11 protein-coding genes are annotated in these 12,539 nt (G+C 36.4%); 1 reads left to right on the top strand and 10 read right to left on the bottom strand.

The window, feature by feature from the left end; genetic code table 11:
* Positions 1–110: 110 nt before the first annotated feature.
* The 9 genes from BTR_RS04080 to tpiA all read right to left on the bottom strand — a co-directional run bounded on the left by BTR_RS04080 (position 111) and on the right by tpiA (position 8,057).
* On the bottom strand, positions 111–422 hold the full coding sequence (locus tag BTR_RS04080) for an FtsB family cell division protein (RefSeq protein WP_012231414.1): 312 nt from the start codon (positions 420–422) through the stop codon (positions 111–113).
* A gap of 185 nt (positions 423–607) precedes the next feature.
* Entirely contained in the window at positions 608–1,051 is a 444-nt protein-coding gene (locus tag BTR_RS04075) for a TM2 domain-containing protein (RefSeq protein WP_012231413.1), read from the bottom strand.
* A 366-nt stretch (positions 1,052–1,417) separates the two neighbouring features.
* Positions 1,418–1,870: a TM2 domain-containing protein gene (locus BTR_RS04070; RefSeq protein ID WP_012231410.1), complete on the bottom strand. Its 453-nt coding sequence runs from the start codon at positions 1,868–1,870 to the stop codon at positions 1,418–1,420.
* Positions 1,871–2,259: 389 nt separating this feature from the next.
* Positions 2,260–2,667: a TM2 domain-containing protein gene (locus tag BTR_RS04065; RefSeq protein WP_012231408.1), complete on the bottom strand. Its 408-nt coding sequence runs from the start codon at positions 2,665–2,667 to the stop codon at positions 2,260–2,262.
* Positions 2,668–2,781: 114 nt separating this feature from the next.
* Positions 2,782–4,050 carry a phosphopyruvate hydratase gene (gene eno, locus BTR_RS04060; protein WP_012231406.1) on the bottom strand — a complete coding sequence of 423 codons (1,269 nt, stop codon included), beginning with the start codon at positions 4,048–4,050 and terminating at the stop codon, positions 2,782–2,784.
* Positions 4,051–4,121: 71 nt separating this feature from the next.
* Positions 4,122–4,958: a 3-deoxy-8-phosphooctulonate synthase gene (gene kdsA / locus BTR_RS04055; protein ID WP_012231404.1), complete on the bottom strand. Its 837-nt coding sequence runs from the start codon at positions 4,956–4,958 to the stop codon at positions 4,122–4,124.
* A 41-nt stretch (positions 4,959–4,999) separates the two neighbouring features.
* Positions 5,000–6,628: a CTP synthase gene (locus BTR_RS04050; protein WP_012231402.1), complete on the bottom strand. Its 1,629-nt coding sequence runs from the start codon at positions 6,626–6,628 to the stop codon at positions 5,000–5,002.
* A gap of 128 nt (positions 6,629–6,756) precedes the next feature.
* Positions 6,757–7,209 (bottom strand): preprotein translocase subunit SecG, encoded by a 453-nt coding sequence (gene secG / locus BTR_RS04045; protein WP_012231400.1) that lies wholly within the window; start codon positions 7,207–7,209, stop codon positions 6,757–6,759.
* 83 nt (positions 7,210–7,292) lie between these two features.
* Positions 7,293–8,057 carry a triose-phosphate isomerase gene (gene tpiA, locus BTR_RS04040; protein WP_012231398.1) on the bottom strand — a complete coding sequence of 255 codons (765 nt, stop codon included), beginning with the start codon at positions 8,055–8,057 and terminating at the stop codon, positions 7,293–7,295.
* Between the two features lie 154 nt (positions 8,058–8,211).
* Between tpiA and BTR_RS04035 the strand changes: the two genes are divergently transcribed.
* Positions 8,212–10,098 carry a peptidyl-prolyl cis-trans isomerase gene (locus BTR_RS04035; RefSeq protein WP_012231396.1) on the top strand — a complete coding sequence of 629 codons (1,887 nt, stop codon included), beginning with the start codon at positions 8,212–8,214 and terminating at the stop codon, positions 10,096–10,098.
* Between the two features lie 1,109 nt (positions 10,099–11,207).
* On the opposite strand, the gene BTR_RS04030 is transcribed toward BTR_RS04035, so the two are convergent.
* Positions 11,208–12,068, bottom strand: a complete 861-nt coding sequence (locus BTR_RS04030; protein WP_012231394.1) for a phytoene/squalene synthase family protein — start codon at positions 12,066–12,068, stop codon at positions 11,208–11,210.
* Positions 12,069–12,539: the final 471 nt, after the last annotated feature.

Here is a 12,539-nt window from a genome sequence, read left to right as displayed (position 1 = left end):
AGGAATAACCTTTACGAACGAAAGTTACAAGCCTTATCAATCGGCTTAAATAATATCATTGCTGATTGTCGTTTAAATTAAGCGATTTCTCATTTACCTTTGGTATCATTTCAAGGCATTAAGATTGTCAATTCATTTGGCTTAGAAAAATTTAAATTCTTTCGGACATACTCATCCAACATGTCCTTTTCAATATGTCCATTGCGTAAAAGAGAAATGCGCTTTTCAATGAATTTCCGCTCAGCTTCTATTTTATGAAGCTCCTTTTCTAATTCGCTAATATACTGATTAACTTCACTGCGTGAATATAATCCATACTCACCATGATAAATATGGTAACTGAAATAGCTTAAAACACCCACCGTCATAAGAGGTAGTACAAAGCGTACTTTGATTGATCGACGTTTCTGCTTTGTCCACATACAATAGCACAGTCTCTAGCACAAATTTCTTAATATTCTGCCCAACTATGCACGATTTTGATTAACACCTCATTACCAAATCTACACACGCAAACAATTTGTTACCACCAATTTATCCCCCCCCTCAAGACAATCAAAGTAAGCTGAATGCCCCACTTTGTTATATGACAAATATTGGATAGCCTCTAATTTGTGATTTTACACCCATCTTTGTCCTTAAAATTTCCTGTTAAAATGACTATAAAATCAATCAATACCCAAGGTATAATTATAAAGGCAATTAAAATAAACCCTATCCACATAAATAGTACAGTTATTATACTTATTATACTTATAAGAAGCATTACAATGCCTGTTATAATTTTACCAACCATAAAACGATGAATTCCTAGTCCACCTAGAAAAAAACAAACAACCGCTAACGTCACTTTTGATTGTTGTGACTGCCCTGCTGACAAGATAGGGGAAACAGATTTAATGCTATCCCCTTCACACACAAAATCAACAGAATCACCCACCTTAGGCGGCTTTTTCCCTGACCAATCCTTACTCAAGAACTGATAACGTTTACCATCAGCACCTGAAATAAAATAATTTCCCTGATCCAGACCAATAATCTTACCTTTCATCTTCACCACCTATAAAATTGTTATTCATAAAGAAGTTTTTCTTCTAATATGATAATATATTGGATAAACCTCACAGCATGAATACAATCTGTATTCACCGTGCATATGACAATCTAAAAAGCTAAAAATCCCCCAACAACTTAAAATTCCCGCAATTATAAGTGGTAATACAAAGCACGTTGTTCGATCTGCACTTTTGTTTCTTATATGAAATAGTACAGTCTTTTTCAATATTTTTATTTAAATATTTATAATTTTATTTAATATTTAACATTAGATACACATACTTAAATAATTTACATTATTAAATTAATACCTTAATAAGAATAAATAAAATGTTTGTTTGTGTATAACTTTATATGATTGCTACCACTTTGTAATTTTATTGCCATTTACATCCCTAAAATACCCAGATAAAATAACTATAAAATCAATAAATGACCAAGGCATAGTTATAAAAAGAATAAAAAAAACAAATCCTACCCCAAAAGTAAAAAATCCAGTTATTATACCTAGTATACTTATAACAAGCATTACAGTACCTGTCGCAATTTTACCGGCCATAAAGCGGTGAATACCCAAGCATCCAAAAAACCAACAAATAAGAGCTAAAGCTAATCGCGATTGTTCTGTTGTTGTTCGATCCCAAAAAGGGAGAACAGACTTAACGCTCTCTCCTTCACACACAAAATCAACAGTGTCTCCTACCTTTGGTGCTTTTTTTCCTAACCAATCTTCACACGAAAATTGATAACGTTTGTCATCATCTCCCGAAACAAGATACATCCCTTGATCTTGACCAATAATCATACCTTTCATCTTTGCCCACCTATAAAGCTGCTCCCCATGTATTATTCATAAAGAGATTTTTCTAATTTTATAATATGCTGATTAACCTCACGGCGTAAATAAAATTCATAGCAGTCGTGATAAACGTGAAATTAAAATAGCTAAGCCCCCCGATAACCTAATGCTTTCCACTGCTATAAGCTGCAGCTCAAAGTACACTTTAATCGATTTGCGTCTTTGTTTCACCCATATAAAATAGCACAGTCTTTTTCAATAGTTTTATTTAACTGTGCATATTTTTCTTAATATCTCACATTAAAGAAATAGAGTACAATAATTCTGCATGATGGACTTAATATATCTGTAAAAATAAAAAGCAATTCCCTGCTCTTTACATTATTATAAAAATTATAAAATTTTTACAAATCTGTAATCTGATTTCCATTTTTATCTGTAAATTTTCCTGCAACAATGAGTATAAAATCAACGATTGCCCAAATACCAGTGATCACCAACCCAGCAACCGATAAAGATAGAATGAGCATTAAAGCACCGGTACGAACTCTCCCAACCATAAAACGATGAACACCAAAGATCCCTGCAACCCAACAAAGAAGTGCAAACATTATCTTTGAGTTCTCTGCACCTGATCTCAACAACGGAAAAACAGAACTGACCACACCTCCTTCACAGACAAAATCAACAGTATCACCAATCCTTGGTGGTTTCTTTCCCAACCAATCCCAAGTCGCAAACTGATAACGCTTACCATCATCACCTGAAACGAGATATGTTCCTTGATCTTGACTAATGATTATACCTCTCATCTTAATCCCTATAAATTTAAATGCCTATAAAATGATTGCTCCATACCTTTGATAAGAAATCTCAATTTCATAATTTAAATGATATGATATTTTCAGATTTTATGCTCACAACGATTAACGATATATATCACCCGCATAACGTGCTTGAGATCCTAGCATTTCTTCAATACGAATAAGTTGATTGTACTTTGCTAATCTATCCGAACGGGCAAGAGAGCCTGTTTTAATTTGTCCACAATTCGTTGCAACCGCAAGATCTGCAATGAAAGAATCCTCTGTTTCGCCTGAGCGATGAGATATAATGGCACGATAACCTGCTTTATGGGCGACTTCTACAGCATCAAGTGTTTCACTCAATGTCCCAATTTGATTAACTTTTATGAGAATAGAATTGCCTACCCCCATTTTGATACCATCACGCAAACGCGCTGAATTTGTTACAAATAAATCATCGCCAACCATCTGACATTTTGTGCCAATTGTATCAGTGAGGAGTTTCCAACCTTCCCAATCATCCTCTGCCATTCCATCTTCAATGGTAACAATAGGATAACTTTTCACAAGTTGTGCCAAATAGTCTACCTGTTCTGCAATGTTACGACATTTTCCCTCACCTTTATAAAAATACGAACCATTTTTATAAAATTCAGTGGAAGCACAGTCTAAACCAATGGCAATTTGTTCACCTGGTTTATAGCCACAAGCTATAATAGATTCCATAATAAAATCAATAGCTTGGTCTGCGCTTTTAAATTGAGGTGCAAAACCACCCTCATCACCAACATTGGTATTATACCCGGCATCTTTTAAACGCTTTTTCAACGCGTGGAAAATTTCAGCACCATAACGGATGGCTTCTTTCACGCTGGGAGCTCCTACAGGAATAATCATAAATTCTTGAAAATCAATCAAGTTATCAGCATGAACGCCACCATTAATAATATTCATCATAGGTGTTGGAAGAATATGCGCTTGCGTACCTCCAATATAACGATACAGAGGTAAATTTAATGAGTCCGCGGCAGCTTTTGCAACAGCCAATGAAACACCAAGAAGCGCATTGGCACCAAGACGGGCTTTGTTCGGCGTTCCATCTAAAGCAATCATGGCTTGATCAATAGCGATTTGGTCTCTGGCATCCCGCCCACCAAGCTCTTCAAGAATTTCGCCATTGACTGCAGCAACCGCTTTTTCAACACCTTTCCCTTGATAACGCAAATCACCATCACGAAGTTCTATAGCCTCATGTGCCCCCGTTGAAGCTCCTGAGGGGACCAAAGCGCGACCAAAAGCGCCATTTTCCAAATAAACATCAACTTCTACCGTTGGATTACCACGGCTATCCAGAACTTCACGTCCAATGATATCAACAATTATAGTCATCTGTATTTCCTTATCCAATCAAAGCCGCGATTCATCTCTAATGTTCTATTCACGAAATATTTTTTCTCTTCTTAATTCAACTTCTTTGACAGATCATCAAATTCCATTAAAGTTTCAATCAATCTTTGTAAATCATCAATTTTAATCATATTGGGTCCATCAGAAGGTGCATGATCTGGATCTTGATGTGTTTCTAAAAAAATACCAGCAACCCCAACAGAAACAGCTGCACGCGCTAAAACTTCAACAAATTGACGCTGTCCACCAGATGAAGCTCCCTGCCCTCCAGGTTCTTGAACGGAGTGTGTGGCATCAAAAATAACAGGAGCCCCAAATGAACGTAAAATAGGCAACGAACGCATATCTGAAATCAGTCGGTTATAACCAAATGATGTGCCGCGCTCACAAAGCATAACATTGGGATTACCACTGTGAACAACCTTTTTTAAAACATTCTCCATATCCCACGGAGCCAAAAACTGACCTTTTTTAATATTAACAACACACCCTGTTTTGGCGGCTGCGACCAAAAGATCTGTTTGACGACATAAAAAAGCAGGTATTTGTAAAATATCAACCGTAGAAGAAACAATTGTACACTGCTCTTCGGTATGCACATCAGTTAATATAGGACAATCAAACTCTTTTTTTAAATCAGAAAAAATAGCCATTGCTTTTTCAAGACCAATGCCACGTGCAGCACTCAAAGAGGTCCGGTTAGCTTTATCGTAACTTGATTTATAAACAAATCCGATACCAAGCTGATCGGTCATTGTCTTAATACGACCAGCCATTTCAAAAGCATGATCACGACTTTCCATTTGACATGGCCCTGCAATTAATGAAAGAGGCATTTCATTTGAAAAAATAATATTTCCAACTTTTACACGCGCATTTGGTTTCGTCATTTTATCTTATCCCTCAAAAGAAAAGTAACCAAATTTATGCATTAAACCAATCGACTTTGTTCTACAGCGGCTTCAATAAAAGAAGAAAAAAGCGGATGTGGATCAAAAGGACGTGACTTTAGTTCTGGATGATATTGAACACCAATGAACCATGGATGATCTACATACTCTATCGTTTCCGGCAAAACACCATCTGGAGACATGCCAGAAAAAATCAAACCACACTGTTCCAATTTATCTTTATAATCAATATTGACCTCATAACGATGACGATGTCGTTCAACAATCTTTGTCATCCCATAAATCTTAGCAATATGACTTTCTTCTTTTAATTCAGCAGCAAAAGCACCAAGGCGCATGGAGCCGCCAAGATCACCATTTCTTGTCCGTTTTTCAAGAACATCACCTTTAAGCCATTCTGTCATTAAGCCTACAATTGGATTTTCTGTTTCGCAAAACTCACTTGATGAAGCATTCTCAATCTGTGCAATATTGCGCGCAGCTTCTATACAAGCCAATTGCATTCCAAAACAAATCCCTAAAAATGGAATTTTACGCTCTCGTGCAAATTGAATGGCTCGAATTTTCCCCTCTGCCCCTCGAGCTCCAAAAGCCCCAGGAACCAAAATTCCATGCGCTTTTTGTAAAGCTAAAACAGAATTTTCTTTTTCAAAAAGTTGCGAATCAATCCACTCGATATTAACTTTCACTTTATTTGCTAAGCCACCATGCGCAATCGCTTCGATAAGAGATTTATAAGCATCCTTTAAGCCCGTATATTTTCCTACAACAGCAATCGTCACTTCTCCTTCAGGATGATGAATGCGATGCGTAATATCTTCCCAAAGATCCATCTGGGGAGGCGGAGCCGAATCGATTCCAAAGGCGCAAAGAACTTCAGAGTCTAAACCCTCTTTATGATAGGCCATAGGAACATCATAAATTGTTGGCATATCTAATGCCTGAATCACAGCATTGGCGCGAACATTGCAAAAAAGTGATAATTTGCACCTTTCTGTTTCTGGAATAGATCGATCTGCACGCACAAGCAAAATATCTGGAGAAATACCAACTGATTGCAATTCTTTGACAGAATGCTGTGTTGGTTTTGTTTTTAATTCACCTGCCGAGGGAATAAAAGGCATTAATGTAAGATGGATATAAATGACATTTTGTCGGGAAAGTTCATTCCCAAGTTGACGAATCGCTTCCAGAAAAGGCATAGCCTCAATATCACCAACCGTTCCACCTATTTCACACAAAACAAAATCAAATTCTTCATTCCCTGTCGTAATGAATCGCTTAATTTCATCTGTAACGTGAGGAATAACTTGAACTGTCGCTCCCAAATAATCACCCCGACGTTCTCGTTCAATGATATTGCGATAAATACGCCCTGTTGTAATATTATCTTGGCTATTTGCAGAACGCCCAGTAAAACGCTCATAATGACCAAGATCAAGATCCGTTTCCGCACCATCATCGGTCACAAATACTTCACCATGTTGATAAGGAGACATCGTCCCTGGATCAACATTTAAATAAGGATCAAGTTTGCGAAGGCGTACACGATAGCCACGTGCCTGTAATAACGCTGCTAACGCCGCCGCTGCGATGCCTTTTCCAAGGGAAGAAACCACACCACCAGTAATAAAAACATAACGTGCCATGGGCTTATGGTGATAAGCAATTTATAATGATTTTTCCAGCAAAAAATACAAAAAGAAACAATTTTTCTTTTAAAATAAAAAAAGGTGAAAAAATCACCTTTTTAAAAGTCTATATTTTCTTCAAAAAACTATTTTTTACTATTATCCGGAACTGGATTTTCAAGAACCGGTGGAACTGGGTTTTCCGTTTCAGGTTTTATAGACTGTTTTCGTTCCTGCTGGAAATCCGAAGTGCCTCCGAGCTGTTCAAGAATAGAAGGTTGAGACTCACCATCTGATGATGGAACTGATTCTGAGTTTTTATTGGTAGAGTTCTGCTCTGAATTAACCGGTATGCGTTTTAAAATATCAAAACCAGAATTTGATATACTTCCCACAACAGTAAGGGCAATGGAAACAACAAAAAAACAACAGGCTAAAATAGCTGTCAAACGTGTTAAAGGGTTTCGAGACCCACGGGTTTTCATCAACCCTGAGCTATTACTCACACCAAGCCCACCACCTTCTGAAGGCTGGATTAAAATCACCCCAACCAAAGTAATCACAATCAATAAATGAATAACAATAAGTACTGTTTGCATAAACCCTACTCTTCAAATAACTCTTTCACAATTATTTATACATAAATAACACACAATCCAAGGGGAAAACTCAAATTTCTCTACTATAATTTGCGACAAACATCGCAAATCGTTAAAAAATCAATGGCTTTTAAGCTGGCTCCACCGATCAAAGCCCCATTAACATGAGGAATGCTTAAAAGCTCAAAGGCACTGGATGGCTTGACGGATCCACCATAAAGCAAACGTATCTTGTTTCCTTCATCACCAAAACGAGAGCATATCTTATCACGAATGAAATAATGCACTTTTGCAATATCTTCTGAAGTTGCCGTATTACCAGTACCTATCGCCCAGACAGGTTCATAAGCGATAATGGTATTCTCTGCTGTTGTATCATCTGGTAAAGATCCTTCAAGCTGCTGCGCAAGAACATCCATTACTTTATTATTATCGCGCTCCTCTAATGTTTCACCAATACACACAAGAGCCACAAGACCAGCGTGCCACGCTGCTTGCACTTTAGCACAGACAATTGCATCATTTTCTTGATACACTGTACGACGTTCCGAATGCCCAATAATAACGTGACTTGCTCCTGCTTCTTTAAGCATAAAAGCTGAAATATCTCCCGTATAAGGACCATAATCATCAAAGTGACAATTTTGTCCTCCTAAAAGGAGACTCTCACCATTCAGCGTATCATAAGCACGCGATAAAAGCGTTGCAGGAACACAAATGAGTGCTTCAAATAGATGACCTGAATTAGAGCTAACGCCCGTTGCAATAGCACGTAACTCTCCAAGCGATTCTCTCGTTCCATTCATTTTCCAATTTCCAGCAAGAAAAGGCCGAATATTTAGAGACATATTTTCACCTCAAGAGCTCTTATAACACTTTATTTATTTGTAGTATCAAATTATAAAACGAAAGCAAGTCTTTAAAAGCTTGCATCTTTCGTTTCTTTATTGCAAATTCCATTCCTGCTTTAATAATAACTTATGTTTAAAATGGAATTGAATAATGCTTGACGTCATAAGAAGTGCTGCAAATTCTTGGATTTTCAGAATTTTTCTTGCTATTTTACTCTTATGCTTCATTCTCTTATGGGGAATACCACAGTTACACACAAAAAGCGAAAGAGATCTTATTACTTCTGGAAAGTCCATAATCACTATTGATGATTATCGTCTCGCACTTGCCGATCAAAGCGCACGTTTAGCCCAGGCTGCTCATCTTGGACGAATGTTTACACCAAATGAAATGCAGCAATACCAAATTCCTGCTTTTGTGTTTAATCAATTGCAACAAAATGTACTGCTTGATGAACAAGCCCGTAAAATGAAAATAAGTCTTTCAAAAGATACAATCGCTCATACGATTGGTTCTGATAAGATGTTTCAGATAAATGGCACTTTTAATAAAGATTTATTTTATAACTATCTTCAGCATTTACGGATCGGTGAAAGTGCTTTTCTTAATTATTACACCAAACAAGAAAAGCGTAACCAACTTATTGCCGCTTTACTTTCTGATATGAAAGCCCCCAATCTCTTTTATAAAGCGCTTGCTCTTTATCAAGAAGAAAAGCGGAGCGCTGATTATCTCATTATTGATCTAAAAGAGCAAACAATTGCTGATCCTGATCACGAAACACTGCAAAAATGGTTTGAAACACATCAAAGTGAATTTCGCGCTCCGGAATACCGTACTGTCTCTTTGCTATCGATGGAACTTAACGATTTCGTAAAACCTAAAGATATCTCAACAGATGAGGCAAAAGCTTATTATACCCAAAATACTTCACATTTTGTAACGCCTGAAAAGCGTACATTCGAAGAACTGCGATTTCCCACACGCGAAGAAGCCGATAATGCAGCAAAAAAAATAGCCGATGGATTGAGTTTTGATGAACTGGTAAAAGCTGAAAAAAAGACTCTTAATGACATCAAAAAAGGGCCTCTTGCAGAAAATGAACTTCCTAATCATCTCGCATCTGAAATTTTTGAACTCCAACAAGGGCAAGTCAGTCCTGTAATAAATGACTTACAGGGACCTGTCCTCATTCGCGTCACACATATTGAACCTTCAAGTTCTCTTCCTTTTGAAAGTGTAGAAGAAAGTATTCGCCAAACACTTGCCAAAAATCGTGCGACTGATGATATCCGTAACAATTATGTCGCCATTGAAAATGCTCGTTTTGAAGGTGCTTCTCTCAAAGAACTTGCTGACCAATACAAATTATCTCTGCGCACAATTACCCTTGATAAAACGGGCAAAACGCTTGAAGGTGAAACCCTCACGGATTTGCCTCAAAAAGATGCTTTACTCGATGCCATCTATCAATCCAATGAAGGAGTCGATCTTGATCCTCTCTCTTTTCAAAATGGTGGATATCTCTGGTATAAGGTCGATAAAATTATTCCGGCCCGCGATAAAACACTTGAAGAAGCTGAGCTCGATGTTCTTTCTCAATGGAAAAGTGAGGAAACTCAGCGCCTTCTTGATGAAAAAGCCCAAAATGCTCTCAAACAGTTTATGGAAGGAAAAAGTCTTGTTGACCTTGCTCGGACACTTGGTGTTACAAAACAAACAACACCACCCCTCCGGCGTCAAGATCCCTTTGAAATTCTTGGTGTTGAAGGGGTTAAAGCATTATTTTCTGGTCCCAAAGGTCATTATGGCATCATAAAAGGTCCGGTTGCAACAAACCGTATCATTTATCAAATAAATTCTGTAACGATGCCTAAAGATATCACGCCTCATACTCTTTCACCTGAGGTTCGGACCAATATAGATATGATGATAAGAGAAGATCTCAAGTTAGAAATGTTACAAATTGCCAATAAAGAACATCCTTTGGAAATTAATAGCAAAAACTACAATCAGATCTTTAACGCTCTCCAATAAAAAGGATATACATAATTTAAAAAGCTTATTTGATAGAGTTTTTATCAGTACTTCGTCTATCGTTGAAAAGGTAAGAGCGATCTCTTGTTTGCTTATATTTAAAAATCGGCATTATAATGAGCTCTCTCGCAAATCAGTGTATGTGTCAATTTGCGAGAAAATAGTCAATAGACAATGTGGAGTCCCTTTTTTCAATGCAGTAAGCAATTCATCCATCCAAATTAAGCTATAAATCTCGTCTCTATTATCATCCATTTACAGCTCGTCATATTACTAATCTTAATATTCATTCATAAGGAGCCTATTGTTTCTTCCTTAAATGATTTTCATTGACACACCCAAACTTATGATATGGAAAAAACTATTTTAAAAATTCATTCTAAACATGATCTAAAATGAGGAAATCTTCTTCCCTTCAAGACTTTCATGCGATATGAGAGAAAAAACTTCATGATAAATTAATATTTTTAATATATCATAACAGTTATCGATTATGGCTTCATCATTTTAATTTCTCAAAAATGAGCGTTTTTTTTTATAGACTTAATAGGCCGCTAAGATCACTGCTCTCATAAAAAACAGAAATTATATTTCATTTAAAAATAAAACGCGACCAACACATTCAGAGCACTTAATATCAAAATTTTTCATCAAATGAATCAATGTATTAAGCTTTATCTTATGTTTTCCTTTATCAGATAATGCATTGATTTATCATGACAATATAGTTTATTTATGCTGAATAAAAATCCTGCATACCGTAAGCTTCTTTTATTCCAAATCTGTTTATGATTGAATCAATCAAAACCTCTCGCTTGCACGCTATAAGCAGAATTAGCGTTTGGATAAACATTAAAGAAAGGGCATACTTCTTATGAAGAGGACAAGGGCTGCACAATATTGGAAGGTGATCGATATAACAATGGTGCTTGTCCCGCAGTTATCCCATACACCGTATTTTCAAGGTCTTAAAATTTCTCATTCTTTTGCATTCATAGAAAGAACGATATCAATATTTTTGATAACAAAGAAATGATTTGGAATGACAATATCTCCCTTTATCTTCAACATGAAAAAAATCAGCCTAACTCTAACGTCGTCATATCCTTTTATAATATCTTTGGAAAATTACCGCTTATTGCGGCTCTTGTTATCAACCAATAGCGATGTATCAATGGTAAAGTTGCGCTTTCTTGAAAAATTGCAGACCTCAGCTGTAAAGCTTTTTGAAGAGAAGCCGGTATAATGACCAATGGAAGAAATGCTGGCTTAAGAGCTCTAGGTAAAGCATGAGAATATGCGTAAAATTTGCTATAATGATCGCGTGATAATGCGACCATAGCTTCAACAATATGGCCCTTTTGTTGATCACTAAGATGATGAGAGTCTAAATCCTTCCTATTCACCCCTACAGCCTTCAGCATATCGGTAGGTAAATAGTAGTGATATCGTGATTGCATGAATGATAAAAGTCGTAATACACCGCTTAATCCTTGAGCAATCCCTCCATGTTCATAGATATCCGTAAAGTCTTGTGCGGCATCAGGATCTAATACCTGACAAGAAAGCTGTAAAATTATACTTGCTGTCTCACCACAATAATACTCGAGATCATGAAGTGTTTCTATCGGATTGTGATAGAGATCTAAAATTTGTGCATCACAATACCGTAAAAAAGCTGTCTTAGGTAAATTAAAAAGAGTCATTGCTGCCCATAAATCACTCAAAATCGGATTATTTCCACTCGTTTGCATTTCACCATGTGCGATAGAATCATACCACCAGCGTAATCGTATTTCTCCGATGAATGGATCATGGACACTTTCACGAATACGAGAAATCTCAGCATTAAATGCGTAGAGAGCAGCCAATGCTTTGCGCTTTTTTTTAGGTGCAAATAAAACCGATATATAGCGATCACGATCTATGTTGCGTAAAATATCAAAACTATAAGGAAGAGAACCTATCATTCTATGAGCCTATTAACGTTCCTTTTTTAGCAATTAAATTAAAATTCTCTTTTTATTCATATTAAAAAATGAGAGATAAGAAAATACAGCTCAGAGAATAAGATTTTTAAATGTGTCTTTTAACCGTATTATGAATGAAAATTTCTTCTTAGGGTCTTTTCTTTTCAAAAAGAAGAATCTTTAAAATTAAATAAATCATTTTTTTGATAAAATTTATCTTATAGGATTTAAGCTTTTATTTATCGTAAAAACAGCCAAAAATGAACCGTAACATGCATCATGAAACTTAGAACAACAGACAATGCAAAACACTTTTTGACTGAATAGATGATAATGTACTGATCACAAAGACTTAAAACAAATTATTGACCTCTTCCCGCCACCTCAAAGAACAAAGATTTCCACCCACATCTGTCTGTCAAAAATCCAATTGCTCTTAACATGTTCCTACTGCTCATAACAAATTAATTT

It is taken from the genome of Bartonella tribocorum CIP 105476 (genome assembly GCF_000196435.1).
GTDB classification, from domain to species: Bacteria; Pseudomonadota; Alphaproteobacteria; order Rhizobiales; family Rhizobiaceae; genus Bartonella; species Bartonella tribocorum.
This window is presented reverse-complemented; position numbering and strand designations above follow the sequence as displayed.

What these genes read in the sequence shown, in the direction of transcription:
- BTR_RS04080 (WP_012231414.1), bottom strand. Translation starts at nt 422, where the DNA reads ATGTGGACAAAGCAGAAACGTCGATCAATCAAAGTACGCTTTGTACTA.
- tpiA (WP_012231398.1), bottom strand. Translation starts at nt 8,057, where the DNA reads ATGTCTCTAAATATTCGGCCTTTTCTTGCTGGAAATTGGAAAATGAAT.
- eno (WP_012231406.1), bottom strand. Translation starts at nt 4,050, where the DNA reads ATGACTATAATTGTTGATATCATTGGACGTGAAGTTCTGGATAGCCGT.
- secG (WP_012231400.1), bottom strand. Translation starts at nt 7,209, where the DNA reads ATGCAAACAGTACTTATTGTTATTCATTTATTGATTGTGATTACTTTG.
- BTR_RS04050 (WP_012231402.1), bottom strand. Translation starts at nt 6,628, where the DNA reads ATGGCACGTTATGTTTTTATTACTGGTGGTGTGGTTTCTTCCCTTGGA.
- BTR_RS04030 (WP_012231394.1), bottom strand. Translation starts at nt 12,068, where the DNA reads ATGATAGGTTCTCTTCCTTATAGTTTTGATATTTTACGCAACATAGAT.
- kdsA (WP_012231404.1), bottom strand. Translation starts at nt 4,958, where the DNA reads ATGACGAAACCAAATGCGCGTGTAAAAGTTGGAAATATTATTTTTTCA.
- BTR_RS04065 (WP_012231408.1), bottom strand. Translation starts at nt 2,667, where the DNA reads ATGAGAGGTATAATCATTAGTCAAGATCAAGGAACATATCTCGTTTCA.
- BTR_RS04070 (WP_012231410.1), bottom strand. Translation starts at nt 1,870, where the DNA reads ATGAAAGGTATGATTATTGGTCAAGATCAAGGGATGTATCTTGTTTCG.
- BTR_RS04075 (WP_012231413.1), bottom strand. Translation starts at nt 1,051, where the DNA reads ATGAAAGGTAAGATTATTGGTCTGGATCAGGGAAATTATTTTATTTCA.
- BTR_RS04035 (WP_012231396.1), top strand. Translation starts at nt 8,212, where the DNA reads ATGCTTGACGTCATAAGAAGTGCTGCAAATTCTTGGATTTTCAGAATT.